Origin of the sequence: Paraburkholderia sp. J69-1 (assembly GCF_905220255.1) — a bacterium.
GTDB lineage: Bacteria > Pseudomonadota > Gammaproteobacteria > Burkholderiales > Burkholderiaceae > Paraburkholderia.
The window spans coordinates 371,144-396,848 of record NZ_CAJMZG010000002.1; the positions used below are offsets into that span (position 1 = coordinate 371,144).

At 63.4% G+C, this 25,705-nt stretch carries 27 protein-coding genes; 15 read left to right on the forward strand and 12 right to left on the reverse strand.

Annotation, left to right across the window (positions count from 1 at the left end):
- The first annotated feature begins 534 nt into the window (after positions 1-534).
- Both U5A67_RS04735 and U5A67_RS04740 read left to right on the forward strand, forming a co-directional pair.
- The gene (locus U5A67_RS04735) at positions 535-1,005 is read left to right on the forward strand and encodes a DUF2501 domain-containing protein (protein WP_321813249.1); all 471 of its coding nucleotides are present in this window, start codon (positions 535-537) and stop codon (positions 1,003-1,005) included.
- Positions 1,006-1,090: 85 nt separating this feature from the next.
- The gene (locus U5A67_RS04740) at positions 1,091-1,594 is read left to right on the forward strand and encodes a hypothetical protein (protein WP_321813250.1); all 504 of its coding nucleotides are present in this window, start codon (positions 1,091-1,093) and stop codon (positions 1,592-1,594) included.
- A gap of 30 nt (positions 1,595-1,624) precedes the next feature.
- Here U5A67_RS04740 and U5A67_RS04745 read toward each other — a convergent pair whose 3' ends face one another.
- The 6 genes from U5A67_RS04745 to U5A67_RS04770 form a co-directional block, all read right to left on the reverse strand.
- Positions 1,625-2,242, reverse strand: a complete 618-nt coding sequence (locus tag U5A67_RS04745; RefSeq protein ID WP_205982336.1) for a DUF4337 domain-containing protein — start codon at positions 2,240-2,242, stop codon at positions 1,625-1,627.
- Between the two features lie 452 nt (positions 2,243-2,694).
- Complete coding sequence (locus U5A67_RS04750) at positions 2,695-3,396, reverse strand: ABC transporter ATP-binding protein (protein ID WP_205982335.1); 702 nt, start codon at positions 3,394-3,396, stop codon at positions 2,695-2,697.
- Positions 3,396-4,166 (reverse strand): high-affinity branched-chain amino acid ABC transporter ATP-binding protein LivG, encoded by a 771-nt coding sequence (gene livG / locus U5A67_RS04755; protein ID WP_321813251.1) that lies wholly within the window; start codon positions 4,164-4,166, stop codon positions 3,396-3,398. Before livG ends, U5A67_RS04750 begins: the two co-directional genes overlap by 1 nt.
- Positions 4,163-5,437, reverse strand: coding sequence for a high-affinity branched-chain amino acid ABC transporter permease LivM (locus U5A67_RS04760; RefSeq protein WP_321813252.1), 1,275 nt, complete (start codon positions 5,435-5,437; stop codon positions 4,163-4,165). The genes livG and U5A67_RS04760 overlap by 4 nt, the downstream gene beginning before the upstream one ends.
- Before the next feature lie 7 nt (positions 5,438-5,444).
- Positions 5,445-6,371: a high-affinity branched-chain amino acid ABC transporter permease LivH gene (gene livH, locus U5A67_RS04765; protein ID WP_205982332.1), complete on the reverse strand. Its 927-nt coding sequence runs from the start codon at positions 6,369-6,371 to the stop codon at positions 5,445-5,447.
- A 151-nt stretch (positions 6,372-6,522) separates the two neighbouring features.
- Complete coding sequence (locus U5A67_RS04770) at positions 6,523-7,650, reverse strand: branched-chain amino acid ABC transporter substrate-binding protein (protein WP_205982331.1); 1,128 nt, start codon at positions 7,648-7,650, stop codon at positions 6,523-6,525.
- Positions 7,651-8,698: 1,048 nt separating this feature from the next.
- Between U5A67_RS04770 and U5A67_RS04775 the strand changes: the two genes are divergently transcribed.
- The 3 genes from U5A67_RS04775 to U5A67_RS04785 all read left to right on the forward strand — a co-directional run bounded on the left by U5A67_RS04775 (position 8,699) and on the right by U5A67_RS04785 (position 11,564).
- Positions 8,699-9,688 (forward strand): ABC transporter substrate-binding protein, encoded by a 990-nt coding sequence (locus tag U5A67_RS04775; RefSeq protein WP_321813253.1) that lies wholly within the window; start codon positions 8,699-8,701, stop codon positions 9,686-9,688.
- A gap of 181 nt (positions 9,689-9,869) precedes the next feature.
- Positions 9,870-10,766 (forward strand): ABC transporter permease, encoded by an 897-nt coding sequence (locus tag U5A67_RS04780; RefSeq protein WP_205982329.1) that lies wholly within the window; start codon positions 9,870-9,872, stop codon positions 10,764-10,766.
- Between the two features lie 3 nt (positions 10,767-10,769).
- A complete protein-coding gene (locus U5A67_RS04785) occupies positions 10,770-11,564 on the forward strand; it encodes an ABC transporter ATP-binding protein (protein ID WP_205982328.1) in 795 nt (264 codons plus the stop codon).
- 92 nt (positions 11,565-11,656) lie between these two features.
- Here U5A67_RS04785 and U5A67_RS04790 read toward each other — a convergent pair whose 3' ends face one another.
- Complete coding sequence (locus U5A67_RS04790; protein ID WP_321813254.1) at positions 11,657-12,052, reverse strand: PaaI family thioesterase; 396 nt, start codon at positions 12,050-12,052, stop codon at positions 11,657-11,659.
- Positions 12,053-12,360: 308 nt separating this feature from the next.
- Here U5A67_RS04790 and U5A67_RS04795 point away from each other — a divergent pair, with 308 nt between their 5' ends.
- Entirely contained in the window at positions 12,361-13,497 is a 1,137-nt protein-coding gene (locus tag U5A67_RS04795) for an alanine--glyoxylate aminotransferase family protein (protein ID WP_321813399.1), read from the forward strand.
- A gap of 37 nt (positions 13,498-13,534) precedes the next feature.
- Here the strand turns inward: U5A67_RS04795 and U5A67_RS04800 are convergent, their stop codons facing one another.
- Positions 13,535-14,293, reverse strand: a complete 759-nt coding sequence (locus U5A67_RS04800) for a class I SAM-dependent methyltransferase (protein ID WP_321813255.1) — start codon at positions 14,291-14,293, stop codon at positions 13,535-13,537.
- A 125-nt stretch (positions 14,294-14,418) separates the two neighbouring features.
- Between U5A67_RS04800 and U5A67_RS04805 the strand changes: the two genes are divergently transcribed.
- From U5A67_RS04805 to U5A67_RS04830, 6 genes are all read left to right on the forward strand, one after another.
- Complete coding sequence (locus tag U5A67_RS04805) at positions 14,419-15,114, forward strand: HAD family phosphatase (RefSeq protein ID WP_321813256.1); 696 nt, start codon at positions 14,419-14,421, stop codon at positions 15,112-15,114.
- Between the two features lie 191 nt (positions 15,115-15,305).
- A complete protein-coding gene (locus U5A67_RS04810; RefSeq protein WP_205982323.1) occupies positions 15,306-15,761 on the forward strand; it encodes a MarR family winged helix-turn-helix transcriptional regulator in 456 nt (151 codons plus the stop codon).
- 17 nt (positions 15,762-15,778) lie between these two features.
- Positions 15,779-17,905, forward strand: coding sequence for an FUSC family protein (locus U5A67_RS04815; protein WP_321813257.1), 2,127 nt, complete (start codon positions 15,779-15,781; stop codon positions 17,903-17,905).
- Positions 17,906-17,942: 37 nt separating this feature from the next.
- Entirely contained in the window at positions 17,943-18,152 is a 210-nt protein-coding gene (locus U5A67_RS04820; RefSeq protein WP_205982321.1) for a DUF1656 domain-containing protein, read from the forward strand.
- Positions 18,153-18,159: 7 nt separating this feature from the next.
- Positions 18,160-19,161 carry an HlyD family secretion protein gene (locus U5A67_RS04825; protein WP_321813400.1) on the forward strand — a complete coding sequence of 334 codons (1,002 nt, stop codon included), beginning with the start codon at positions 18,160-18,162 and terminating at the stop codon, positions 19,159-19,161.
- Complete coding sequence (locus U5A67_RS04830) at positions 19,158-20,639, forward strand: efflux transporter outer membrane subunit (protein ID WP_321813258.1); 1,482 nt, start codon at positions 19,158-19,160, stop codon at positions 20,637-20,639. Before U5A67_RS04825 ends, U5A67_RS04830 begins: the two co-directional genes overlap by 4 nt.
- A 61-nt stretch (positions 20,640-20,700) precedes the next feature.
- Here U5A67_RS04830 and U5A67_RS04835 read toward each other — a convergent pair whose 3' ends face one another.
- The 3 genes from U5A67_RS04835 to U5A67_RS04845 form a co-directional block, all read right to left on the reverse strand.
- Positions 20,701-21,051 carry a type II toxin-antitoxin system ChpB family toxin gene (locus tag U5A67_RS04835; RefSeq protein WP_205982319.1) on the reverse strand — a complete coding sequence of 117 codons (351 nt, stop codon included), beginning with the start codon at positions 21,049-21,051 and terminating at the stop codon, positions 20,701-20,703.
- A complete protein-coding gene (locus U5A67_RS04840; protein WP_321813259.1) occupies positions 21,045-21,296 on the reverse strand; it encodes an AbrB/MazE/SpoVT family DNA-binding domain-containing protein in 252 nt (83 codons plus the stop codon). The genes U5A67_RS04835 and U5A67_RS04840 overlap by 7 nt, the downstream gene beginning before the upstream one ends.
- 208 nt (positions 21,297-21,504) lie before the next feature.
- Complete coding sequence (locus U5A67_RS04845; RefSeq protein ID WP_321813260.1) at positions 21,505-22,284, reverse strand: SDR family oxidoreductase; 780 nt, start codon at positions 22,282-22,284, stop codon at positions 21,505-21,507.
- Positions 22,285-22,396: 112 nt separating this feature from the next.
- Here U5A67_RS04845 and U5A67_RS04850 point away from each other — a divergent pair, with 112 nt between their 5' ends.
- A complete protein-coding gene (locus U5A67_RS04850; protein WP_321813261.1) occupies positions 22,397-22,966 on the forward strand; it encodes a helix-turn-helix domain-containing protein in 570 nt (189 codons plus the stop codon).
- An 80-nt stretch (positions 22,967-23,046) separates the two neighbouring features.
- Here U5A67_RS04850 and U5A67_RS04855 read toward each other — a convergent pair whose 3' ends face one another.
- The gene (locus tag U5A67_RS04855; RefSeq protein WP_205982315.1) at positions 23,047-23,349 is read right to left on the reverse strand and encodes a DUF4148 domain-containing protein; all 303 of its coding nucleotides are present in this window, start codon (positions 23,347-23,349) and stop codon (positions 23,047-23,049) included.
- Positions 23,350-23,617: 268 nt separating this feature from the next.
- On the opposite strand from U5A67_RS04855, the gene U5A67_RS04860 reads away from it, so the two are divergent.
- Positions 23,618-25,012 (forward strand): selenium-binding family protein, encoded by a 1,395-nt coding sequence (locus U5A67_RS04860; RefSeq protein WP_321813262.1) that lies wholly within the window; start codon positions 23,618-23,620, stop codon positions 25,010-25,012.
- A gap of 11 nt (positions 25,013-25,023) precedes the next feature.
- Positions 25,024-25,680 (forward strand): hypothetical protein, encoded by a 657-nt coding sequence (locus U5A67_RS04865; protein ID WP_321813263.1) that lies wholly within the window; start codon positions 25,024-25,026, stop codon positions 25,678-25,680.
- The last annotated feature ends 25 nt before the right edge of the window (positions 25,681-25,705 follow it).

Below are 25,705 nucleotides of genomic sequence, written 5' to 3' on the forward strand. Positions count from 1 at the left end.
GCATTGCATGGCGCGGAATATGCCCGATCGCGCTTGCAAAACCGTGCGGCATTCCTCTTCGATTCGCCAGAAAAACCCTTGCTGCAGGGCATTTCCGCATCGTATGCATCCTGCAAGACGGCTGTTGTGCCGCTGTAGCGTTGTCATGACTCGCTGATGCGTACCTCGTGATGCATCGCGTGACCGACCCCATCGCACGCTCATTTCAGGCTCATCGCCGATTGCCATGCCAATTGCTTTATCTTCGTGAATGCAATTCAAATGCCATTCAGCGAAATGCAACAAAAATACTCATGAATGGCATTAACCGCATTAACGTGTCGTCCCGGTCCCTTCTCTCCCGAAACTCAGTTGTGCACGCAACAAATGACATGGCGATGAATTGCCTGCACTTCACGGGTGACATCCCAGCCGACTGACAGGTTGCACCGCTTCTTTTCACGCTGCACGCATTCATGACGCAGCCACCCAGCAAAAGCCACGCGACGAATCCGTCTATAGTACGAAGGCCATGGCCTTCCAGGAGAATCGTGTATGCAAACATCCTCACTGCGCGGCGCCCGCGCCCTGATCGCCACCGCGGCCCTTGCCGCCGCCGCGCTCGCGCCGTGGCATCTCGCTCAGGCCCAACTCGGCAACCTGCTCAATCAGAGCGGCAGCAGCGGTTCGACCTCGGGCGCGCTCGGCAATCTGGGCGGCCTGGGCAGTTCGCTGTCCGGCTCGTCGGTCACTTCCAATAGCATGGGCAACGTGACCGGTCTGCTTCAATACTGCATCAAGAACAATTACCTGAACGCCGACACGGCCAGCAACGTGAAAGACTCGCTGCTGAGCAAACTGCCCGGCGGCGCCTCGACGACCGACAGCGGCTACGAGAAAGGCACCAGCGGCATTCTCACGTCCGGCAATGGCCAGCAACTCGACCTCTCCGGCAGCGGCCTGAAACAAGCAGCCACCAAACAGGTATGCGACAAGATCCTGAGCCAGGCGAAGTCGATGCTTTAACGGAGCGTGAAAAGATGGCGGTGCGGCGTCGTTGTGCGCAATTTGTGTGCCGCCATCTTGCGTTCGATGGGGATTTCGGTGTCGAATGGATTCCAACGGAATTCAAGCGGTTTTCGTCACTGCCATGAAACAGCGTCGAGTCCCCGTGGTGCCCCGTCTGGCAAGCTTTGGCGCATTCCTTGCGCTCCTTGGCCTCTGTGCGCCGCTCGGCGCCCAGCCTCAGCAGGCCCTGGACAAACGGTTCGACTGCACCTCGAATCCGCATGAATTTATTTCGACGCTGATTGAAGAAAAGTCGATCGACCCGAGCCCGAGCCGGGTCGAGGCGAATTCGGTCAATGCGTTCCGGCCCGTGCACGGCAGCCGCCTGAGCGCGTTCGGCTTTCCCATTTATGTCGTGCTGGGCTACGCACGCGACGACGATCTCTTCCACCGCGGCGCGGGCAAGGAGATCAAGGCGCCGCTTTATGGCGTCGTGGTTTCGGCTCCCGCGGAATCGGTCCGCTCGCGCGTTAGCGAGGCGAACAGCGACGCCACGGTTAAATCCGTGGTGCCGCTCCTGCTGACCGCCATCGTCTGCGGCGGATAGATTCGTCGCCGATTAACCGGCTGGCCGCGCTCAGGGCCCGAAGAACGCCAGTGCGCCCATCACCACGCCCAGCGCGCCCACGCCCACCGAGGTCCGCAGCAACCACTTGCGGCGCGTGAGCAGCGTAATCGCCGTCAGTGCGATCGAGATCTGGATCAGCGTGGTCGCCTGCGCCCAACGATGATGGCCGTGCAGCAGCTTTTCGGCGCGCTCGTCGTCGGCTTGCACCTGCTTCTCCAGCGCCTCGGCTTTGGCTCGGATCGGCTCCTTCTGCTGGCGATAGCGGTCGGCATCAGCGGCGAAATGCCGCTGCGCTTCGGCGGCATTCGGCGAGAGCGCCGCCAGCGAAGCACCCAGTTCGGCCAGATTCTCTTTTTCGCCCTTGGACGAATAGTAGGCCCACTGATTCGCGGCTTCGGTCTTGTGAATCGCCGCTTCGTTCTTGTAATAGAGCGCGAGGTTTTCGCTGTTGCCGCTCTGGTACGCGAGGATCGCGCCGATCGACGCGAGAATCGCCGTCATCACCGCCATGCGGCCCGGGAAGGGGTCGCGCTCGCCCGCGCCGCCATGTTCGCCGTGACCGTGCCCGGACGCGGCATGCTCGACCGCGTGATCGTGCGGCCCGTGCACTTCATACTCTTCAGACATCCAACGACTCTCCGGTGTGACTATCAATACGCTGCGCGGCGTCGACTGTTGCGCCGCGCTTCCCTGCGGGAATCTCAATTATCGTGAGCGCGGCCCGCTTGTCCAGTCCCCATCACTCCTGTGACAAGAAGAAAGAGAAACGCATCAAATCGAAATCAGATTGAAAGTTTTATCGTCTTTTTCGATGAAGATGCGTTGCGCATGCTGCGGCGCACGGCGCATTGCGACGGTTTGCTAACGTGGTTGACGCGCCTCATCCGACGCGTTTTTGCTGCGCGGCCACCTGCTTGCGCGCCACCGCCCTAGGCCGCTTGCGCGGATCTCCCCGCCAATCTGATCGCCGCCATCTAGCCAGAAATGCAAACGGCCCGCGCCGTCTTCCTTTTCAGGGGAAAGACTGCGCGGGCCGCGTACATCAAACGCTCAAGCCCAAACCAGGCGCCGATGCGAATTTAACCGCCCAGGTAAGCGCGCTTGATCTCGTCGTTGGCGAGCAGGTTATCGGCGCTATCGGCCAGCACCACGCGGCCGGTTTCGAGCACATAGCCGCGATCGGCCACTTGCAGCGCCTTGTTCGCGTTCTGCTCGACCAGAAACACCGTCACGCCCTCTTCGCGAATCGTGCGGATGATGTCGAAGATCTGCGCGATCACCAGCGGCGCGAGACCGAGCGTCGGCTCGTCCAGCAGCAGCAGACGCGGCTTGCTCATCAGCGCGCGGCCGATCGCCAGCATCTGCTGTTCGCCACCCGACATCGTGCCGGCGCGCTGTTTCGCACGCTGATTCAGACGCGGGAACAGCTTGAACACGTGTTCGATGCCCGCGTCGATATCTTGCTGCGAGGAGAAAAAGCCGCCCATCTGCAGGTTTTCGAGCACCGTGAGGCTCGGAAACACGCGACGGCCTTCCGGCGAAATCGCCATGCCCTTGCGCATGATTTCGTGCGTGGGCAGACGCGTGATGTCCTCGCCCTCGAACGTCACCTGCCCCGAAGACGCGCGCGGCGTACCGCACACCGTCATCATCAGCGTGGTCTTGCCGGCGCCGTTGCTGCCGATCAGCGTGACGATCTCGCCCTTGTTCACTTCGATCGACACGCCCGCCAGCGCTTCCACCGCGCCGTAATGGGTATGGACCTTGTCCAGCTTCAGCATCAGTCCTCTCCCAGATAGGCTTTGATCACGCGCGGGTCGTTGCGCACTTCGTCGGGTTTGCCGATCATGATCGGCTTGCCGTGTTCCATCACGAGAATGCGATCCGACACGCCCATCACGAGACTCATATCGTGTTCGATCAGGAGTACGGAGATTCCAAACTCGTTACGCAGGCCATCGACCATATGCTGCAATTCGATCTTTTCCTGCGGATTCAGACCGGCGGCCGGTTCGTCGAGCATCAGCAGACGCGGGTCCGTGATCATGCAGCGCGCGATTTCGAGGCGGCGCTGATGACCGTACGAAAGCGTGCCCGCTTCACGGTTTGCCACATCGCGCAGGCCCAGGCGTTCGAGCCAGTACGCAGCGCGTTCAAGCGCGGCGCGCTCGGCACGGCGGTAGCCACGCGTCGCGAACAGGCCGCTCAGCATGTTGCGGTTGACCTTCAGGTGCTGCGCAACCATGAGGTTTTCCAGCACCGTCAACTGCTTGAACAGGCGGATATTCTGGAACGTGCGCACCAGACCGCGACGCGCCACTTCATGGCTCGGCTGGCCCGTGATCGCATGACCGTTGAGCACGATGTCGCCTGCCGTGGGCTTGTAGAAACCGCCCACGCAGTTGAACACCGTGGTCTTGCCCGCGCCGTTCGGCCCGATGATCGCGAAGACCTCGTTCGGGCGCACATCGAACGCGATACCGTCCACCGCCAGCAGACCGCCGAAGCGCATCTGCAAGCCCGCTACTTTCAACAACGCTTGTGCACTCATTGCGGCAACTCCACGTGCGGACGGCTTGCGGGCAGCAGGCCCTGCGGACGCCACATCATCATCAGCACCATCACCAGACCGAAGATCAGCATGCGGTACTCGGCAAAGCCGCGCGCCACTTCCGGCAGCGCCGTCAGCAGGATCGCGGCGAGCACGACGCCCAGTTGCGAACCCATGCCGCCCAGCACCACCACGGCGAGAATCAGCGCCGATTCGATGAAGGTGAACGACTCCGGCGTCACCAGACCCTGGCGCGCCGCGAAGAACGCACCGGCCAGACCCGCGAACGAAGCACCCAGCGTGAACGCCGAGAGCTTGATGCGCGTGGGGTTCAGTCCCAGCGAACGGCAGGCGATTTCGTCTTCGCGCAGCGCTTCCCACGCGCGGCCCATCGGCATGCGCAGCAGGCGGCTGGTGACGAACAGCGTGAACGCAACCAGCACCAGCGCGAGCAGGTACAGGAAGATGATCATGTGTTCGCCGCTGTACTCGATACCGATCAGCTCGTTAAAGGTTTTTGCGCCTTCCACGCTCGCATGTCGCGCGAGTTCGAAGCCGAACACGGTGGGCTTCGGAATACCCGAAATGCCGTCCGGGCCGCCCGTGATGCTCGTCAGGTTGTTGAGCAGCAGGCGGATGATTTCGCCGAAGCCGAGCGTGACGATCGCCAGATAGTCGCCGCGCAGACGCAGCACCGGGAAGCCCAGCACGAAACCGAAGGTAGCGGCCGCGAGCGCAGCCAGCGGCAGACATTCCCAGAACGTGAAGCCGAAATACTGGTTGAGCAGCGCATACGTATAGCCGCCCACCGCGTAAAAGCCCACATAGCCGAGGTCGAGCAGCCCCGCGAAGCCCACCACGATATTCAGGCCGAGGCCGAGAATCACGTAGATCAGCGCGAGCGTGGCAACGTCGATCGTGCCGCGCGAACCCATGAACGGGAACACCGCGCCGAAAGCGAGCAGCACCCAGATCGCGATGCGCTGCTGGCGTGCGCCGAGTGCAGGCGCCTTCGGCAACTTCACCGCACTCGTTGCGCGCACAAACATCGGCTTGAGGAGCTGGAACACGAACACCACGGCAGCGGCGATCCACACCGGGCGCCAGTGCTGCTGCAGCACCACCTGATAGCCGTCCAGCGTGAGCTGCAGGCCGAGGATAGGCGCCGTGAGAATGATGGTCGCAATGGCGGCGGCGAAGGCGCCCTTCAACGTCTGCGACGAAGACTGGCCGCTATGGCTGGCCGCGCGAACCGAAACAGTTTGGCTCATCTCGACCTCACACCTTTTCGACGTCCGGCTTGCCGAGCAGGCCGGTGGGACGGAACAACAGCACGAGCACGAGCAGGCCGAACGCCACGACGTCCTTGTACTCCGAAGGCATATAACCGGCCGCGAAGGTTTCGGCCAGGCCGAGCAGCACGCCGCCGAGCATCGCGCCCGGAATGCTGCCGATACCGCCGAGCACCGCTGCCGTGAACGCCTTGATGCCCGCGATAAAGCCGATATACGGATTGAGCTTGCCGATCGTCAGACCGATCAGCACGCCGCCCACCGCCGCCAGCATCGCGCCGAGCACGAACGTGAACGAGATCACGCGGTTCGTGTCGATGCCGAGCAGGTTGGCCATCTTCATGTCTTCGGCGCAGGCGCGGCAGGCGCGGCCCATGCGCGAACGCGAAATGAACAGCGTGAGCGCGACCATCAGCACGATCGTGGTGCCCACGATCAGCATGCGTGCGTACGGAATCGTCACGTCGAAGTTGCCGCCCATGTTGAAATCGAGCGCGCCAGAGATCAGCATCGGCACGGAAACGTCGCGCGCGCCCTGCCCGATCTGCACGTAGTTCTGCAGAAAGATGGACATGCCGATCGCCGAGATCAGCGGCACGAGACGCGGCCCGCCGCGCAACGGCCGATACGCGACGCGTTCGACCGCAAAACCGTAGAGCCCGGTGACCAGCACCGAGACAATGAGCGCCGCGCCCAGCACGAGCGGCAGCGGATAACCCGCCGATGTGCCGATCGCCGTAAGCGTGACGAGGCCCACATAGGCGCCGATCATATAGATCTCGCCGTGAGCGAAATTGATCATACCGATGATGCCGTAGACCATTGTGTAGCCAATGGCGATCAGCGCGTAGATCGCACCCAGCGTGAGCCCGTTGACGAGCTGCTGGGTGAACTGCGGAAGAAAATCATTCATGCTTTAAGCCCCGCGGCGATGAAGCCGATGAGAGACCTTTGAGAAACTCTTGAAACCGTACCGATCGTTCCTGCGTTGCGCATCTGCGTAAAACGCCCCGCCCGCCGCGGCGGCGAGCGGGGCGTTTCATGTGCGTCGATGCGCGCGGGGATCAGTTCGCGGCGGTCTTGGTGGCGTCCTTGTGCCACGTGTAGACGACGAAGTGGAACGACTTGAGGTCGCCCTGTGCGTCGTACTGCACGTTGCCGATCGGCGTGTTGAACGCATTTTTGTGCAGGTAAGCCGCAACCTTGGTCGGATCGGTGCTCTTTGCGCCCTTGATGCCGTCGGCGATCACTTCGACCGCTGCGTAAGCCGGCATCTGGAACGGACCGTTCGCGTCGCGCTTGGCATCCGCGAAGGCCTTCACGAGCTTCGCGTTGGCCGGGTCGGCGGCAAAGTCGGCGGGCAGCGTGACCAGCATGCCTTCCGAAGCCGGGCCGGCGATCGCCGTCACGTCCTTGTTGCCCACGCCTTCCGGTCCCATGAACGTGGCCTTGACGCCCTGTTCACGCGACTGGCGCATCAGCAGACCCATTTCCGGGTGGTAGCCGCCGAAGTAGACGAAGTCCACGCCTTGCGACTTGAGCTTGGTGACGATTGCCGAGTAGTCCGAATCGCCGGCATTGATGCCTTCGAACACGACGACGGGGATGTGCGCCTTGTCGAGCGCAGCCTTCACCGACGTGGCGATGCCCTGGCCATACGACTGCTTGTCGTGCAGGATCGCGACCTTCTTCGGCTTGACCTTGTTGATGATGTACGCAGCGGCTGCCGGGCCTTGCTGGTCGTCACGGCCGATGGTGCGGAAGATGAACTGGCGCTTCTTGCCTTCGGTGAGCTGCGGTGCGGTAGCCGACGGCGTGACCATCACGACGCCTTCGTTCTCGTAGATGTCCGAAGCGGGAATCGTCGAGCCCGAGCAGACGTGGCCAACCACGTACTGGATGTGCTGCGAGACGATCTTGTTGGCAACCGCGACGGCCTGCTTCGGCTCGCAGGCGTCGTCCATCAGGACGGCTTCGAGCTTGTTGCCGTTCACACCGCCAGCGGCGTTGATCTGTTCGATTGCGGTCAGGGCGCCTGCCTTGACCATGTCGCCGTACTGGGCGACCGGGCCGCTGAACGGGCCGGCGATGGCGATCTTGACGGTGTCGGCGTGAGCGGCTGCACCAAAAGCGAGCAGCGCGGCGGCGACGGAGAAAGAGGTAAGGCGGTTACGGCGGAACAGCGACGTCATCAGGAGCTCCTCGATTGTTTTCGGGTCAACCGGTCAGACGGATGACCTGCGCAAACGAACAGCACCCCGAGGACGAGCCAGGGGGGACGACAACACGACGGGCCAATGGAAAACTGAAGACGCAACGGGGCCCGGCATGTATCACCCGCTTTGTTGCGGTTGAGTTCGGAGAGATCGCGTTGATACGCGTCCCTGTTGCGCAAGCGATCCGCCTGCCCCGTTCACTGCAATGCAAACCGGAAAGGTGGTCCGGCCTGAATCAGCGACCCGCGGATGCTATCAACAAAACTCCCCACTCGCAACCAAGGGTTTTTTCCGATACCTGCGGGAGTATTGATCACCGTCAATTGATGAAAATCAGGTGGAGGCGCTTGAAAACATTTGGAAAATCATCGGTCGTAAGGGGTGGAAAACCCGGCGCGGCGCCGCAACGCCCGCCCGGCGGCGCTTCAGGGAAATCGATTTCCGGTCCGAAATGAATGCGTTAATTTTGAGCAAGGCTTAAAATCATCTTGAAGGTCGATCGAATATATTTATTTCATCGGCAGATAGCCTGAAATTGCCTGAAAAAATCCGCGATATGTCGGCGCTTCTCATAGTGCAAACCCTAAATGCAAATTGCGCCAAATCATTGATTCATATATGAAAATTACATTTCCTTTTCATCTTGAAATTTGACGCAAAGCGCTTCCAATCGATAATCTTTTCTAACTCGATAGATCGATTATCTCCAGCCTGAAACCAGCAAACCCTTCGTTACCCTACGGATTTTCGCGAAAACGCCTCCGGCGATTTTTTTCATTGCCATATGGCATACCGTCGCATCCTCGCCGCACCACGCCCGTGCGCGTTCCGGATACCTAAAAGCCGGTGGTATGCTCGCTGCCTCGCCGCCGGTCTGATGCACCATCGCGGCGCATGGCGTAAGGAGCACGCAAGGTCACGACGTGCGCGCTGTGCGCAATCGTCATGGGCGATGTTCGGCGGCGTTGCCGCGCAAGCGGACCACACCCGTCCAGAACCGAACATTCGGGGGAGATCAAACAGAATGAAGACCTTCAAGCTCGCCGCCAGGGCCGCCACCCTTTCCCTGATCGCCAGCGCCGCCGCGCTCGCGCTGACCTCGGGCGCCGCGCGCGCCGCCGAAACCGCCACCGTCGAAGTGCTGTCGATCGTCGAACACCCCGCCCTCGACGCAATCCGCGACGGCGTGCGTGACGAACTGAAGGCCGCCGGCTACGACGCGGGCAAGAACCTCAAGTGGGAATACCAGAGCGCCCAGGGCAATACCGGCACGGCCGCGCAGATCGCCCGTAAATTCGTCGGCGATAACCCGAGCGCGATCGTGGCGATCGCCACGCCTTCGGCACAAGCCGTTGTGGCCGCAACCAAGTCGGTGCCGGTGGTCTACTCGGGCGTGACCGATCCGGTTGCCGCGCAACTCGTGAAGACGTGGACGCCCAGCGGCACCAATGTCACCGGCGTGTCGGACAAGCTGCCGCTCGACAAGCAGGTTGCCCTGATCAAGCGTGTGGTGCCGAATGCGAAGACCGTCGGCATGGTCTACAACCCCGGCGAAGCGAATTCGGTGGTGGTCGTGAAGGCGCTCAAGGAACTGCTCGCGCAGCAAGGCATGACGCTCAAGGAAGCGGCAGCGCCGCGCACGGTCGATATCGGCCCGGCGGCGAAGAGCCTGATCGGCAAGGTCGACGTGATTTACACCAACACGGACAACAACGTCGTTTCGGCCTACGAAGCACTGGTGAAGGTTGCCAATGACGCGAAGATTCCGCTCGTGGCTTCGGATACGGACAGCGTGAAGCGCGGCGCGATTGCGGCGCTCGGCATCGACTATAGCGACCTCGGCCATCAGACCGGCAAGGTGGTCGTGCGCATCCTGAAGGGCGAAAAGCCGGGCGCGATCGCCTCGGAAACCAGCAGCCGCCTGCAACTGTTCGTGAACCCGGCTGCAGCGCAGAAGCAAGGCGTGACGCTCTCGGCGGATCTGCTCAAGGACGCGACCACGGTCGTCAAGTAAGTCCGTATGCGTGCACGCCTGAGCGCGTGCACGCATAACAGGACACCGTAGCAAAGCACCGGCCTTCATCGGGCCTCGCGCCTGCGTGCGCCGCGCCGCCTCATCCGGGTGGCGCGGCGCACGTGGCGACACCGGCTGCGTCAGCGCCATCCGCCTGCCGGACACCGCAACAGGATTTCCCATGTCCCTCTACTCGCTTCTGGGCGCGCTCGAGATCGGCCTGATCTTCAGCCTCGTCGCCCTCGGGGTGCTGATCTCGTTTCGCATCCTCAATTTCCCCGACCTCACCGTCGACGGCAGCTTTCCGCTCGGCGGCGCCGTGGCGGCCACGCTGATCGCGCACGGCCAGGACCCGTTTCTCGCCACCGTCTGCGCGATGCTCGCGGGCGCGGCCGCGGGCTTCGTCACCGGCTGGCTCAACGTGCGCCTGAAAATCATGGATCTGCTCGCCAGTATCCTGATGATGATCGCGCTCTACTCGATCAATCTGCGTGTGATGGGCGCACCCAACGTGCCGCTGATCACCGAATCCACCGTCTTCACGATGATCCAGCCCGCGTGGCTGCCCGACTACATGCTGCGCCCGCTTGCGCTGTTCGTGGTCGTGCTCGCGGCGAAGTTCGGCGTGGACTGGTTCTTCTCGTCGCAATACGGTCTCGCCTTGCGCGCGACCGGCGCGAACCCGCGCATGGCGCGCGCACAAGGCATCGCCACGGGCCGCGCGACGCTGGCCGGCATGGCGCTGTCCAACGCGCTGGTGGCGCTGGCCGGCTCGCTGTTCGCGCAGACCCAAGGCGGCTCGGATATTTCGATGGGTATCGGCACCATCGTGATCGGGCTCGCGGCGGTGATCATCGGCGAAAGCATTCTGCCGGCGCGGCGTCTCGTACTCACGACGCTCGCCGCCGTGCTGGGCGCCATTCTTTATCGCTTCTTTATCGCGCTCGCACTCAATAGCGATTTCATCGGCCTCAAGGCGCAGGATCTGAATCTCGTGACCGCCGTGCTCGTGACGATCGCGCTCGTGCTGCCGGCGACGCGCAAGAAGCTGTTTGGCCGCAAGAACGGGAGGGCCTGAACCATGCTCAGCGCAAAAGACCTCAAACTCACTTTCAACCCCGGCACGCCGATCGAAACGCGCGCGCTGCGCGGCCTCACGCTGGACATCCCGACCGGCCAGTTCGTGGCCGTGATCGGCTCGAATGGCGCGGGCAAATCCACCTTCCTCAATGCGATCAGCGGCGATCAGATGGTGGACGAAGGCCGCATCACCATCGACGGTAATGACGTTACGAAGAAGCAGGCGTGGGATCGCGCGCACCTCGTGGCGCGCGTGTTCCAGGACCCGATGGCGGGCACCTGCGAAGCGCTGACGATCGAAGAAAACATGGCGCTGGCGATGGCGCGCGGCAAGCGGCGCGGCTTCGGTCCGGCTCTGAAGAAGCAGGACCGCGAGTTGTTCCGCTCGAAACTGCGACTGCTGAATCTGGGCCTGGAAAACCGTTTGAGCGATCGTATCGGCTTGCTTTCGGGTGGCCAGCGTCAGGCAGTGAGTTTGCTGATGGCTTCGCTGCAACCGTCGCGTATCCTGCTGCTCGATGAGCATACGGCGGCGCTCGATCCGAAAACGGCGGCGTTCGTGCTGGAACTCACGGCGCGTATCGTCGAGGAAGCGAAGCTCACGACCATGATGGTCACGCATAGCATGCGCCAGGCGCTGGATTATGGTCAGCGCACGGTCATGCTGCATCAGGGGCAAGTGGTGCTGGATGTCTCCGGCGACGAGCGACGTGGTCTGGATGTGCCGGATCTGCTGCGCATGTTCGAACAGACCCGCCACGAACAACTCGATGACGATGCGTTGCTGCTGGGTTAAGCAGATTCAGGCGCAGGATTCAAAAAGCCCGCAAGCCGCAAGGTTTGCGGGCTTTTTTGTTGCGCAATCAGTTGTTATGGATGCCGAATCAATCAGGCGGACTTCGAATACTTGAACGTACCCTGCCCGCTTGCGATCAACAGACGATCGTCGACCCAGGCTTCGGCGCGAGCGAAGAAGATCGAACGGCCGCCACGCTCCAGAAAGCCTTTGGCGCGCACGAACTCGCCGAGCCCCTTGTCGAGATAATTGGTCGTCAGCGACAGCGTGAAGCCGTGCCGCGCGGGCGCGCCCGGTTCGGCATAGAGGCCCGCGTAACCCGCGGCCGCGTCGAGCAGCGTGGCAATCGCGCCGCCTTGCAGCACGCCCTGACGATTGAGCTTCGATCCGTCGATCGGCATCAGTAGTTCGGCGTAACCTTCGCGCCATTGCACGACGCTCACGCCGAGCGTTTCGAGAAACGGATTGTCGATAGCGAATTGCGGCATGGTGCGCTCCCCTCGATAATGTGAGGCAGGAAATCGGCGAGGCCGACTGTTCAGAGGAAATGTGCTCAACTGTACATGGCTTTGTGAGCCGCGCCGGAGAACACTCTACTTTTCCCCTGCCGCCAGCGTGCGTGCACATCTCACCCGCAGCGAAGCGCTGCACCGTAAAGGAATTCATCATGACCGACAACACGCGCCCCACCGACTCCCTGATCCCGCAACGGGCAGCGGCGGCCGCCGCCGCGTTGCCGGTCGCCTGCCCGGCGGTCGATCCGCTCACGGAAATCCTGCCCGACGAGCCGCTGCTCATGATGGGCGCCGGCCCCGTGCCCATTCCCGATGCCGTCGCCAAGGCCAATTCGGTCGTCATCAATCACCTCGGCGACACCATGGCGCGCGTCATCGACCAGGTGAAGACCATGGCGCGCTACGTGTTCCAGACGCGTTCGAACTGGGTGCTGGGCGTGGCTGGCCCCGGCTCCGCGGCGATGGAAATGGCGATTTCGAATCTCGCCTGGCCGGGCACACGCGTGCTGTCGATCGTCAACGGTTTCTTTAGCGCCCGCATGGCGGAAATGGCGCGCCGCATCGGCGCCGATGTCGAAACGCTCGACGTGGGCGATCGCGAGATCGCCTCGCTCGAAGCCGTCGCGCAGGCCATCGAACGCACGCGCCCGGCCATCGTCACGATCGTGCACGGCGAAACTTCGAATACGGTCTGGAACCGCCAGTTGAAGGACATCGTGCGCATCGCCAAGGCGGCGGGCGCGCTGGTTGTCGTCGATGCGGTCTGCACCTTGAGCACGATGCCGCTGGAAATGGACGCCTGGGGTATCGACACCGTCATTACCGGCGGGCAAAAAGGCCTGTCGTCGATTCCCGGCGTTTCGCTGATCGCGTTCTCGGATGCCGCGTGGCAACGCGTGCGCGAACGCACCGCGCCGAATACCCACTGGTGTCTGGACGCCACGCTCGCGGAAAACTTCTGGCACAAGGCCGGCTATCACTACACCGCGCCGGTGTCGGGCGTGCTCGCGCTGCATGAAGCGCTGCGGCTCGTCTGCACGGAAACGCTGGAAAAGCGCTTCGCGCGCCATCAGCGTTGCTCGCAGGCGTTGCAGGCCGGTGTATCGGCGCTCGGTCTCGAACTGTATACGCCGGAAGCATGTCGCCTGAATTCGGTGGTCGGCATCGGGCTGCCGGCCGGTCTCACGCCGCGTGACGTGTGCAACCATATCTCGCAGCAGTATCAGGTGGAGATCGCCGGATCGTTCGGACTACAGATCGTTCGCATCGGCCAGATGGGCGAACAATGCCGTGAGCACCATCTGTTCCGTACCGTCCACGCGCTCGGCCGCACGATGCGCGACCTGGGCGCGGATGTCGATCTGCCCGCCGGCGTGGCCGCGCTCGAAGAATCGCTTTCGGCGGCCGCGCGGCGCTAATACGCATCAAGGCACTTTAAGGCACATCAAGGCCGAATCAGTCGCGACGCGCCCGGATGCAGATGAACGCGGGCGCAAGTGAAAGCTCCGTGTAAAGCGCGGGTGCCACGGCCTTCATTTCCGGCACCGGCTTCGGCTCGACCATGGCGTCGATCTGCCAGCCGGTTTCGAGCAGCGCGTTGACGATATCGGCCAGCGGGCGGCGATACGCCTCCACATAAGGCTTCGGTTCGCCGAAGCCACCCCAGTGCAGGCCAAAACGCGTGGTCTCGAAGTACGTGCGCTTGCCGCGCGTGCGCGTGTCGATCCAGTCGCGCATCGGATGCGCCATCGAAAACACCAGTTGCGCGCCAGGCCGTGCGACGCGGTGGAATTCGGCAAAGGTGGGCGCGAGGCGTTCGACATAATCGAGTGCGAGCGAGCAGACAATGCGATCGAACTGCGCATCGCCGAGCCATGCCAGCGGCTGGCCGAGGTCGCCTTGCGCGATCTCCACGTTGAGGCTCGCGCAACGCTCGCGCGCGAGTTCGACCATGGCGGGCGTGACATCGAAGGATTTCACGCGGGCGCCTCGGTGCGCGAGTTCGGCGCTGACGATGCCGGGGCCGCAGCCCGCGTCGAGCACGTCAAGGCCGCTGACGTCGCCGAGCAACGCGGCCGTTGCCGGACGTTCGTAAAGCGCGTTGTGCGGCTTTTCCGGCACGATCTGCGCGTAGCGGTCGGCGAATTGCGTGTAGGCCGCGCGGCCAGGAAGCTCGGGCGTGGCGGACGGGTCGTTGTGCGGGTCGGTCGACATGGGAAAGCGGAAATCGGGAGGAAACGCGTATTGTGCCAGCCGGTTGGACGGCTCTGTGTGCGCGCTGACTCGCAACGCCCATCCCGGTTATCATCGCCCCTCGGCTTACAAACCTTCCACTGACGATGTCCGCATTCCCGCAACTCCCCTTCGACGCCGTGCTTTTCGACTGTGACGGCGTGCTGGTCGATTCCGAGCGCATTACCCACGTGGTATTGGTCCAGATGCTCGGCGAACTGGGCTGGACGCTCAGCGTCGATGAAGCGATGGGCATTTTCGTCGGCAAGATGGTCAAGGACGAAGCCGCGCGTATCGAAGCGCAGACGGGCTTTCGCCTGACCGAAGCCTGGCTCGAAGGCTTCCGCGCGCGCCGCAACGAAGCGCTGGCGCGCGATTTGATCGAGATTCCGGGCGCGCCGGACGCCGTGCGCGCCGTGCGTGACGCCTACGACGGCCGTATCGCCGTGGCCTCGGGCGCGGACCGCCGCAAGGTCGAACTGCAGCTCAATAAAGTGGGCCTGCTCGCCTCTTTCGGCGATCACATCTATAGCGGCCACGAAACGCCGCGCAGCAAACCGCATCCCGATGTCTATCTGGCGGCGGCCGCCGGTCTGGGCGTGGACCCGCGCCGCTGCGCCGTGGTCGAAGACACCGTAACCGGCGCGCGCGCCGGCCTGGCCGCGGGCGCCACCGTATTCGGCTACAGTCCGGCCGCGCCCGGCCACAGCAGCGCCGAAGCGCTCAAGGCCGAAGGCGTCGCCCACGTCTTCACCGATATGGCGCAATTGCCCGCGCTGCTCACACGCTGGAACCCCGCATAAACACGGCGCCAGAACGCCCTGCCGTTAAGCGCATATGACATTCGCGCGCCCGCGTGGCGCGCGTGTCACACCTTGCCGCTAAAAGCAGCATCCAGCCAGCACGCGAGCGCTGGCTCGATTACCATCCAGAAACGGCAGATCGCCGGAAAAGATAGTTTGCTACCAAATCGCTTTACGCTATCATCCCGCCGATGTCGAATCTTCACACCTTACGTCTGGCAGTCAGCAGCACGCTCGTGACGGCCGCCCGCAAGTGGCGGCGCACGAGCCACGGCGCGCTCACGGCCTATAACGTTTCCGAAGCCTGCGCCACGCCGCTGCTCACCGCCGGGCGTCTGGGCGAGGCGGTGCGCCAGGTCACGCTTGCCGAACATGTCGGCATCGAAGGCCCGTCGCTGGTGCGTCTGCTCGATCAGCTCTGCGCCGCCGGCCTCGTGCGGCGCGACGAAGACCCGGACGACCGCCGCGCCAAAACGATTTCGCTCACCGAAGAAGGCCAGGCCGTCACGGCCAAAATGGAGGAAGACCTGCGCGGATTGCGCGCGCGCGTCCTCAAGGGCGTGAGCCGCGCCGATCTGGAAGCGACGCTGCGCGTGCTCAACGCCTTCAACGCGCCCGATCCGGCCGACGGCGCCCCCCAAGACTGAAAGCTGAAAGCGGCCTCATGACCTACCCTTCCATCCGCGACTGGCTCTTTTCGGTCAAGACCTTCGCAGCGTCGATGATGGCGCTCTATATCGGTCTGGTGTTCCAGTTGCCGCGCCCGTACTGGGCCATGGCGAGCGTCTATATCGTCTCGAATCCGTTCGTCGGCGCAACCCGCTCGAAGGCGCTCTATCGCGTGCTGGGCACGGCCCTCGGCGCGGCCGCCGCGATCACGCTGGTGCCGCCGTTCGTCGAAACGCCGCTGCTGTTCAGCGTGGTAGTGGCACTCTGGACCGGTACGCTGCTGTACCTCGCGATCATGGACCGCACGGCGCGCAGCTATGTGTTCATGCTGGCTGGCTACACCATGCCGCTCATCGCGCTGCCCACCGTCACCGATCCGACCACGGTGTTCGACGTGGCCATCGCGCGGACCGAGGAAATCACCGTCGGCATCATCTGCGCGAGCGTGATCGGCAGCAATATCCTGCCGAGCCGCCTCGCGCCCACGCTGGTCGAGCGCGCCGACGCCTGGTTCCGCGACGCCGCCTTCTACGGCCGCGAAATGCTCTCCGGCAATATCGTCGGCAAGGCGCTGTCGGCCTGCCGCCAACGTCTCGCGGCGACCGTCAACCAGCTCGAATTCCTGCTCAGCCAGCTCGGTTACGACCACACGCATCCCGAGATTCTGGCGCGCGCCCAGGATCTGCGCGGGCGCATGCAACTCTTTCTGCCGATGATTTCGGCACTCGCCGATCCGCTCATCGCCTTGCGGCGCGACCTGCACGTCTGGCCCGAAGGGCTCGACTCGCTGCTCGCCGACGCCGCCAAATGGTTCGACGCGCCGCTGCACAAGCGCGCCGCCGATATCCGCGACGATGCCGGCGATAGCGTCGCCGATGCGTTGCGCGCGCGCGTAACCGCCCTGCTGCCACCGCACGATCAGCTCACGAGTTGGGAAGGCGCGCTGCTGTCGAACGCGCTCTGGCGTCTGGGTCAGGTCATCGACGTCTGGCAGGATTGCCGCGCGCTGCGTGCCTTGATCGCGCATGAAGAAGGCACGTGGCGGCCGCGCTACCGGCATTGGCGCCTGGGCGGCACGGAACGCTTCTACGACCGCGGCCTGATGCTGATTTCCTGCGCCGTGCCCGTGAGCGCGATTCTGGTGGCGTGCTGGCTCTGGGTCAGTTCGGGCTGGCACGACGGCGCGGGCGCCGTGACGCTCGCCGCCGTGGCCTGCTGCTTCTTCGCCGCGCTCGACGAACCCGCGCCGATGGTGTTCCGCTTCTTCGCCGCGACCGCCGCGAGCGTGGTGTTCGCGGGTCTCTATCTGTTCGTGGTGCTGCCGAAGGTGCACGACTTTCCGATGCTCGTGCTGCTGTTCGCGGGGCCGTTCATCCTGATCGGCACGCTGATTCCGCGCCCCGCGTTCAATATGGTGACGATGCTCGTTGCGGTGAACACCGCTACCTTCATCAGCATCCAGAGCGCCTACGAGGCCGATTTCCTCGTGTTCCTGAACAGCAATATCGCGGGCGTCGCGGGCCTGCTGTTCGCCTATGTGTGGACGCGCGTGACGCGCCCGTTCGGCGCGGAATACGCGGCCAAACGGCTGCTGCGCTCCAGCTGGTCGGACGTGGCGCTTTCCGCCTCCACCGCGCCGCTCACCGATCAACGCAATCTCGCCTCGCGCATGGTCGACCGCCTGATGCAGTTGCTGCCACGTCTGGCGGCATCGGACGAGCATCGTCATCCGTCGATCGAAAGTTTCCGCGATCTGCGCATCGCGCTCAACGCGCTCGATCTGCGCCGCTCGCGCCGCAAGCTCGACGGCGATGTGCCCGCCGCCATCGATCGCGTACTCGCAGGCGTGAGCGACCATTACTCGCGCTGCGCCGACTCGCGCGCGCGCCAGAGCGCCTCGCCCGCGCTGCTCGCCACCATCGACGATGCCATGCACCGCGTCGCCACGCGCGGCCTGGCGCAGGAAGCGGCCAGCGGCGCGCCCGATGCCACGCCGCGCGCGCGTCTTTCGCAGCGCTGGCTGCGCGACACGCTGCATGCGCTGGTGGGCCTGCGCCTGTCGCTCTACCCTGCGCAGGCGGGACAACGCCCGCACGGCGGTGCAACGGAGGCCGGCGCATGAGCGACCGTCCTGTTCAAACTCATTCGAAAACCGCACCATGATCGGCGAAATCGATATCTTTGGCGTCTTCGTGCCCGCCGTTCTTGTGCTGATGCTGATCGCGTACCTCATCAACGTCGTGATCGGCAAGTTGCTGACGCGGGTCGGGTTTTACCGGCTCGTCTGGCATCGCTCCATTTTCGATCTCGGTATCTATGTCTTTGTACTGGCCGCCGTCATCATCGTGTCGCATCGCTTCGTGAACTAACGTGAACGTGAAAAAAACCTGGTTCTCCGCAGGACAGATCCTGCTGACGCTCATCGTCGTCGTGGTCGCCGCCCTCGTGCTGTGGCGCATCGTCAATTACTACATGTTCTCGCCATGGACACGGGACGGCCACGTGCGCGCCGACGTGATCCAGGTCGCGCCCGACGTGGGCGGCCTGATCACCAACGTCGATGTCGTCGATAACCAGCCGGTCAAGAAAGGCCAGGTGCTGTTCGTGATCGACCAGGCGCGCTACTCGCTCTCGCTGCGCCTCGCGCAGGCCGCGCTCGAACAGCGCAAGGCCACGCTGGCGCAGGCCAAACGCGAATACGCGCGCAACATCGCGCTCGGCAACCTGGTGGCGAGCGAGTCGATGGAAGAAAGCCGCACGCGCGTCGAACAGGGCGAGGCGTCGGTGGCGGACGGTCAGGTGCAGGTGGACACCGCAAAGCTCAATCTGCAGCGCACGACGATCGTGAGCCCCGTCGACGGCTATCTGAACGACCGCGCGCCGCGCGTGGGCGAATATGTGTCGGCGGGCCGCGCGGTGCTGTCCGTGGTCGATCTGCATTCGTTCCGCGTCGATGGCTACTTCGAGGAAACGCGCCTGCACGGCATTCACATCGGCCAGCCGGTGGAGATCATCGTGATGGGCGAAACGCGGCCGCTGCGCGGGCATGTGCAGAGCATCGTCGCCGCTATTGAGGATCGCGACCGCCAGTCCAGCCCCAACCTGCTGCCGAACGTCAACCCGGCGTTTAGCTGGGTGCGCCTTGCGCAACGGATTCCGGTGCGAGTCGCGCTGGACGAAGTGCCCGACGACTTCCGCATGATCGCGGGCCGCACGGCCACCGTCGCGGTGCGCGACGACGCGAACGACAAGAAGCAGGACAAGCGCAATGCCGCCGATGCGGCAAGCGGCGTGAGCGGCGCAAGCAGTGCAAGCGCCGCCGTGGCCGGTTCGGACGCGGCCGTTGCGCCCGTGATGGCGAGCGGAGCCTCGCAATGAATCGCCGCAGTCTCTGGCGCACCTTCGCGCTCGCGCCGCTCACGCTCGCCGTGGGCGCGTGTATCAATCTCGGGCCGAACTACAAGCTGCCGCAGGAAGCGCTGGTCAACGCGCCGCTCGCGCAAGGGCCGATCGCCGGCGCCGACAAGGCGCCCGTTTCGCAGGGCGCGGTGCCGAGCGACTGGTGGCGTCTCTACGACGATCCGGCGCTCGATCAGCTCGTGCAGGAAGCGCTGAAATCGAATACGAGTCTGCGCGTGGCCGCAGCGAATCTCGCGCGTTCGCGCGCCGCATACGACGTCGCCAATTCTCAGGGCGGCTTCTCGGGCGGCGCGACGGCGGGCTTCCAGCGCGCGCAGGAATCGGCGGAACAGTACCTGCTGTTCAGCAAGCTGCCGGTCGAAAATCTCGGCGACGGCAGCATCAATGTGTCGTATGAAATCGATCTGTTCGGCAAGCTGCGGCGCGGCGTGGAAGCGGCCGAAGCCGAAGACGAAGCCGTGCTGGCCGCCGCCGATCTCGCCCGCATCACCGTGGTCGCCGATGTGGTGCAGGCCTATGTCGCATCGTGCTCGGCGTCCGAAGAACTGGCGATTGCGCAGGAATCGCTCAAGCTGCAGCAGCAACGCGTGGCGCTGACCAAACGTCTGCGCGACGCGGGCCGCGGCAACCAGCCCGATGTGACGCGCGGCCAGACCCAGGTGCAGACGCTCGCCGCGGATATCCCGCGTTTCGAGGGCCGCCGCCGCATCGCGCAGTATCAGCTCGCCATGCTGCTCGCGCGCGCGCCCGCCGATCTGCCGCCAGCCGCGCTCGCCTGCAACCGCCTGCCGAGGCTCAAGCAGCCGATTCCAGTCGGCGATGGCGCAGCGCTGCTGCGTCGCCGTCCCGATGTGCGTGAGGCCGAGCGCCAGCTCGCTTCGTCCACGGCGAAAATCGGCGTGGCCATCGCGGATATGTATCCGTCGATCAGCATCGGCGCGAGTGTGGGGACCGTGGGTATCGCCAGCGATCTGTTCTCGTCGACCACCAATAGCTGGTCGTTTGGACCCCTGATCAACTGGACTTTCCCGGCCAACGGCCAGCGCGCCCGTGTGCGCGGCGCGGAAGCCGCCACGAGCGGCGCGCTCGCGCACTTCGACGGCGTGGTGCTCAATGCGCTGCGCGAGACGCAATCGAGTCTCGCAACCTATGCCGCCGATGACCAGCGCGCCGAGGCGCTGCGTACTGCGTATGCGTCGGCGAAGCAGTCGGCGGATGAAACGCATCGGCTGTATTCGGCTGGGCGCGAGTCCTTTATTTCCGATCTGGATGCGACGCGCACGCTCACGAGCGCGCATTCGCAGGTGGCCGCGGCGGAAGGCCAGGTGGCGCTAGACCAGGTGAAGCTGTTCCTCGCGCTGGGCGGCGGCTGGGAGCCGGATCAGGAGAAGCCGGTGAAGGGTGCGGCTGGGCAGGCGCCGGTGGCGAAGCAGTAAGATCTTGCCTGTCCCGGCGCGTGCCACTGAAATGCAGTGGATGTCGCGATCGCCCTCGGTTTTATTCGATGATCGCCTGCAGACGCGCCAGCGCATCGTCCATGACCTCTGCTGGCACCCGCTCGATCTTGCGCGCACCTCGTGCCTCGAGATCGAGCGTTCGAATCATGTTCACAAGCGCCACACCCTGAGTCTCGGTGCCCGTACCGCTCAGCGGCACCGCAAATCCCGCAAATCGCGCGAAGTCGCCACCTTGGGTGATGGGAGCGACAAGCGCTACACCAAGCGCGTTGAATGCCCCGGGAGACAGCACCAGCGCCGGACGGAAATCGCCCTGCTGTTCTCGCCCCGAAGCTGGGTTAAGACTGACTCGCACAATATCGCCGCGTTCAAACCGTGGACGCCTCACCATGCTTCACGCCCCACAGGCTTCGATTGCCCCCAGGCGGCGAGGTCCTCCGGCAAGGGCGCTTTCGGGTCGCACTGAGCGACCAGATCGTCAAGCGAGTATTTGGGCTTTGCGGGCGTTAGCATCACACCTTCAGGCCGAACATCGACCGATAGCGACGTCCCGATCGACACATTGATCTGTTCGAGCAGCACGGCCGGCAAGCGGATCGCCGCGCTATTGCCCCATTTCAGGATTTTGAGTTCCACGAATTCGCCTCCGACGTGTAGATTCATTGTAGATACCACCTCCTTTGAACGTCAAGTTAGTGCGTATCTACAATGTTGCTACACTTCGATCGCGCACCGAATCGCTGAGCGTACGCGAATCCCTGCCTCACCACTGTGTCGCCAATCAGAGTGACGATGCGTTACCACCCAAACGCGCCGCCAGCGCCCGCACAACTGCTGGCATCGCTTACCGATACCGCGCCGCCGGTTGCGACTGCGCGAAATTCGGCATCATCGCGCGGCGGGCGTTATCGAAATCGTTCCACTGCTGCACGTCCGGCAGCGGCGGAATCGTCACGGTTTCGCGACGATCGAAGCCCACCAGCGCTGCATCGACGAGATCGTCGACTTCCATCACGCCTTCAATCTCGTTGACGTCCTTGCCGACGCTCGCCCAGATTTCCGTGCGCGTGGCCGCAGGCAACACCGCCTGGACATAAACGCCCTTCGGCCCCAGTTCCAGATGCAGCCCTTGCGACAGGAACAAGGCGAATGCCTTGGTCGCGCCATACACACTCATGCCGAATTCCGGCGAGAGACCCACTACTGAAGCAATATTCACGATTGCGCCGCGCCCTTCGCGCGCAAAACGCGGCGCGACTGCCGACGCCAGACGCGCCAGCGCCGTCGTGTTCAGATCGATCACGCGACTGACATCGTCCACGCTCTGATCGAGAAAACCGCCCGCCGCAGAAGCCCCGGCATTGTTCACCAGCACGCCGATGTGAGCGTCATCGGCCAGACGCGCTTCCACCTGCAACAGATCCGCGCGCTGCGTGAGATCGGCGCGCAGGATCTCGACATTCACGCCGTCGCGCTCGCGCAGACGCGCAGCAAGCGCTTGCATGCGCTCGCGATCGCGCGCGACCAGCACGAGATCGTGTCCCCGCCTTGCGAAACGATCGGCATAGACCGCGCCGATGCCAGTGGATGCACCCGTAATAAGAACGGCAGATTGTGCTGACATGGTGAAGCTCCTGAGTGTATCGAGTTTTACATGATTATCATCATGTATCGTGACGAATGATGATAGTCGTCATGTATAATGTCAAGCACGAAAATGAGGTGCGGAGGACGCGATGCGGGTCAGTCGGGAACAGGTGGCGATCAATCGCCAGAAGATTCTGGAAGCCGCCAGCCGGCTATTTCGCGAGCGCGGCTATGACGCCGTGTCGGTCGCCGACGTGATGAGCGGCGCCGGGCTCACGCACGGCGGATTCTATGGCTATTTCCAATCGAAAGACGCGTTGATCGCGCAAACGCTCGAACACGTGATCGGGCAAGGCGACGTGGGCGAAACCGATCTGGCCCGTTATGCGGCGCGTTATCTTTCGACGGCGCATCGCGACAATATTGCGGCCGGCTGTCCCACCGCGGCGCTCGGCGCAGAAACGGTGCGGCAGACGCCCGAAGCGCGCGCCGCCATGGCAGCGGGCCTCAAGAAGCAGATCGAGCGCCTGAGCGCGCGTGGCGCGCACACCGAAGGCTACGATGCGGCGCAGGCGCGGCAGGCCGCAATCGGCAGTTGGTCGGCGATGGTGGGCGCCGTGATACTCGCGCGCCTTGTCGACGACCCGGCGCTATCGGACGAATTACTGGCATCCACGCGCGCCTGGATCGAACATCAGGATGCCGATACTTCGCATTGAAACGCTTTCAATGAACAACGCCGCCCGGATCAATTCATCCGGGCGGCGCAGTATGATTTCGAGCCTGATCTAGCCGCTCATTAGCGATTCATATATACAGGCGGCGAATAGCTGCTCGCCGAACCGCTTTGCGACGTGCCGTCCATTGCGGGGCCATAACCGCTGCCATTGCGCGCGTCCAGGCGCGCCTTTGCGGCGCGGTAATCCTCAGGATAATAAGGCGACGCCATATTCGGGCGCCAGCCCACCGATTCGAGCGCTTTCAGTTCGTTGCGCACCTGTTCGCGCGTAACGGGACCGTTATCGCCTTGCGATTGAGCGAATGAAACGGCCGGTGCTACGAGTACTGCGGCCAGCGCGACTGCCTTGATCAGCGACTTCATGACTTCACCTCCGATAACTTGACTTGATCGGTGCAGCGCAGGCTGCGAACCGTTGTGTGAAGTCTAGAAACACTCGAGCGCCAGATAAATGCCGGCGCGACGAATTCACTGTTTTCGCGGCACGTATAATCGCGCGCCTCATCACGCTGGCGCATAAGCTTAAAACTGCCAGGCATAAGCATTTAAAAACACCGTACACGCGCGATACGTTGGTCTGCGTATTGGGGCAACATAGGGGCCGCACGACCTGATCGACAAGGAGACAGCGATGGCGACGTGGAAGCCTGATCCGAGCTTTTATCCCTCAGCGCGTCTGGCGGCCGGAGCGAAAGCGGAAACGCTTGCGTGGGTTGCGAGTTTCGATCCGACTGGCAGCGTGCCCGATTCGCTCGACGTCGTCGATCTCGATCCCGGCTCGCCCGAATACGGTCGCGTCGTCCATCGTCTGCCAATGCCGAATACCGGCGACGAACTCCATCATTTCGGCTGGAATGCCTGCAGCTCGTGTCTATGTCCCAATGCGCCGCATGCGCACACGGAACGCCGTTATCTGATCGTGCCGGGGTTGCGCTCCTCCCGGATTCATATCGTCGATACGAAACCCGATCCGCGTCGCCCCACCATCGTGCGTGTGCATGAGCCGCAGGACGTCGCGCAGCGCGCCGGTTATACGCGCCCTCATACGGTGCATTGCGGTCCCGACGGCATCTATGTCACGGCGCTGGCCAATGCCGAAGGCGAAGCGCCCGGCGGTATCTTTCTGATGGACCACGAGAGCTTCGATATTCTCGGCCAATGGGAAATCGATCGCGGCCCGCAACAGCTTGCCTACGATGGCTGGTGGCATCTGGGCTACAACACGCTGGTGACGAGCGAATGGGGTCTGCCCGCCACGTTCGAAAACGGTCTCGTGCCCGAAGTGCTGCTAGGCGGCCAGTATGGACATCGACTTCATTTCTGGGACCTGCATACGCGCAAGCACCAACAGGTGCTCGATTTCGGCGCGGAAAACCAGCTCGTTTTCGAATTGCGTCCCGCGCACGATCCGACCAAACCTTATGGCTTCGTCAATTCGGTGATCAGCCTGAAAGATCTTTCGGCATCGATCTGGCAGTGGTATCGGGAAGGCGATCAGTGGGCCGCGCGCAAGATCATCGAGATTCCCGCCGAGCCTGCCGATCCCGACACATTGCCGCCCATGCTCAAGGGCTTTTCGGCCGTGCCGCCGCTCGTGACCGACATCGCGCTGTCGCTCGACGACCGCTTTCTCTACGTGGCGTGCTGGGGAACGGGCGACCTGCGCCAATACGATGTTTCGGACCCCGAACATCCCAAACTGACAGGCAGCGTGCGCGTTGGCGGCATCGTGTCGAAAGCCACGCATCCCGGTGCACATGGCCGGGCGCTCAACGGCGGTCCGCAGATGGTCGAAGTGAGCCGCGACGGCCGCCGCGTGTATTTCACGAACTCACTCTATGGCGCGATCGACGCACAGTTTTATCCTGAGGGAATCGACGGCTGGATGGTCAAACTCGATGCCGGTCCCGAAGGCGGTCTGAGTGTCGACGAGCGCTTTTTCGTGGCGTGGCCCAAGTCGCATCGGCCTCATCAGATCCGGCTCGAAGGCGGCGATTGCTCGTCCGACTCGTATTGCTACCCTTGAGCGCCAGCGGCATGGAAAGCTTCGCTGGCACCGTGAGCGCGCATTGGGCCGCGTGGAGCGCCGTGGTCGCAAGCGGCGTCTTTCACGGCGCCAATCCCGCGATGGGCTGGCTGTTCGCCACGGCGCTCGGCTTGCAGCGCGGCAGCCGCAGCGCGCTGCTGATGGCGCTGCCGCCCATCGCGCTCGGGCACGCGGCGTCCATTCTGCTGTTCACGAGTTCGATCGCGGCGCTCGGCGCGTGGGTGACGCCGCTTGCCAGCGATGGGCTGCATTGGATGCTCGGCGCGCTGCTGATCGGCTGGGCCGCGTGGCAGCACGCTTATGGACACAGACATCGCGTGCGCGTGGGCATGACGGTGGGCTTTATCGGCCTTGCGGGATGGTCCGCGTTGATGGCGACGCTGCACGGTGCAGGTCTGATGCTGATGCCCGCGCTGCTGCCGGTCTGCGGCAGTGGCTCGGGGCATTTCGTTGGCGGTCCGTTTGCGGCTTCTGCGGCGTTTACCGCGCTGCATACGCTAGTGACGCTCGCGACCACCGCCGTCATTGCGCTGATCGCCTATGAATACGTTGGGCTTGGCATTCTTCGGCGTGGCTGGATTAACTTCGATTGGCTTTGGCAAGGCGCGCTCGTGGCCACGGGCGCGCTGATGATTGCAGCGGGATGAAATGCGTGTGGCTTGCGGATAGCGT

What these genes read in the sequence shown, in the direction of transcription:
- U5A67_RS04750 (WP_205982335.1), bottom strand. Translation starts at nt 3,396, where the DNA reads ATGCTGAAGCTGGACAAGGTCCATACCCATTACGGCGCGGTGGAAGCG.
- U5A67_RS04835 (WP_205982319.1), bottom strand. Translation starts at nt 21,051, where the DNA reads ATGGTGAGGCGTCCACGGTTTGAACGCGGCGATATTGTGCGAGTCAGT.
- U5A67_RS04760 (WP_321813252.1), bottom strand. Translation starts at nt 5,437, where the DNA reads ATGAGCCAAACTGTTTCGGTTCGCGCGGCCAGCCATAGCGGCCAGTCT.
- U5A67_RS04790 (WP_321813254.1), bottom strand. Translation starts at nt 12,052, where the DNA reads ATGCCGCAATTCGCTATCGACAATCCGTTTCTCGAAACGCTCGGCGTG.
- U5A67_RS04745 (WP_205982336.1), bottom strand. Translation starts at nt 2,242, where the DNA reads ATGTCTGAAGAGTATGAAGTGCACGGGCCGCACGATCACGCGGTCGAG.
- U5A67_RS04855 (WP_205982315.1), bottom strand. Translation starts at nt 23,349, where the DNA reads ATGAAGTCGCTGATCAAGGCAGTCGCGCTGGCCGCAGTACTCGTAGCA.
- U5A67_RS04785 (WP_205982328.1), top strand. Translation starts at nt 10,770, where the DNA reads ATGCTCAGCGCAAAAGACCTCAAACTCACTTTCAACCCCGGCACGCCG.
- U5A67_RS04805 (WP_321813256.1), top strand. Translation starts at nt 14,419, where the DNA reads ATGTCCGCATTCCCGCAACTCCCCTTCGACGCCGTGCTTTTCGACTGT.
- U5A67_RS04815 (WP_321813257.1), top strand. Translation starts at nt 15,779, where the DNA reads ATGACCTACCCTTCCATCCGCGACTGGCTCTTTTCGGTCAAGACCTTC.
- U5A67_RS04865 (WP_321813263.1), top strand. Translation starts at nt 25,024, where the DNA reads ATGGAAAGCTTCGCTGGCACCGTGAGCGCGCATTGGGCCGCGTGGAGC.
- U5A67_RS04770 (WP_205982331.1), bottom strand. Translation starts at nt 7,650, where the DNA reads ATGACGTCGCTGTTCCGCCGTAACCGCCTTACCTCTTTCTCCGTCGCC.
- U5A67_RS04740 (WP_321813250.1), top strand. Translation starts at nt 1,091, where the DNA reads ATGGATTCCAACGGAATTCAAGCGGTTTTCGTCACTGCCATGAAACAG.
- U5A67_RS04775 (WP_321813253.1), top strand. Translation starts at nt 8,699, where the DNA reads ATGAAGACCTTCAAGCTCGCCGCCAGGGCCGCCACCCTTTCCCTGATC.
- U5A67_RS04735 (WP_321813249.1), top strand. Translation starts at nt 535, where the DNA reads ATGCAAACATCCTCACTGCGCGGCGCCCGCGCCCTGATCGCCACCGCG.
- U5A67_RS04800 (WP_321813255.1), bottom strand. Translation starts at nt 14,293, where the DNA reads ATGTCGACCGACCCGCACAACGACCCGTCCGCCACGCCCGAGCTTCCT.
- U5A67_RS04860 (WP_321813262.1), top strand. Translation starts at nt 23,618, where the DNA reads ATGGCGACGTGGAAGCCTGATCCGAGCTTTTATCCCTCAGCGCGTCTG.
- livH (WP_205982332.1), bottom strand. Translation starts at nt 6,371, where the DNA reads ATGAATGATTTTCTTCCGCAGTTCACCCAGCAGCTCGTCAACGGGCTC.
- U5A67_RS04850 (WP_321813261.1), top strand. Translation starts at nt 22,397, where the DNA reads ATGCGGGTCAGTCGGGAACAGGTGGCGATCAATCGCCAGAAGATTCTG.
- U5A67_RS04845 (WP_321813260.1), bottom strand. Translation starts at nt 22,284, where the DNA reads ATGTCAGCACAATCTGCCGTTCTTATTACGGGTGCATCCACTGGCATC.
- U5A67_RS04820 (WP_205982321.1), top strand. Translation starts at nt 17,943, where the DNA reads ATGATCGGCGAAATCGATATCTTTGGCGTCTTCGTGCCCGCCGTTCTT.
- U5A67_RS04830 (WP_321813258.1), top strand. Translation starts at nt 19,158, where the DNA reads ATGAATCGCCGCAGTCTCTGGCGCACCTTCGCGCTCGCGCCGCTCACG.
- U5A67_RS04795 (WP_321813399.1), top strand. Translation starts at nt 12,361, where the DNA reads ATGATGGGCGCCGGCCCCGTGCCCATTCCCGATGCCGTCGCCAAGGCC.
- U5A67_RS04780 (WP_205982329.1), top strand. Translation starts at nt 9,870, where the DNA reads ATGTCCCTCTACTCGCTTCTGGGCGCGCTCGAGATCGGCCTGATCTTC.
- livG (WP_321813251.1), bottom strand. Translation starts at nt 4,166, where the DNA reads ATGAGTGCACAAGCGTTGTTGAAAGTAGCGGGCTTGCAGATGCGCTTC.
- U5A67_RS04810 (WP_205982323.1), top strand. Translation starts at nt 15,306, where the DNA reads ATGTCGAATCTTCACACCTTACGTCTGGCAGTCAGCAGCACGCTCGTG.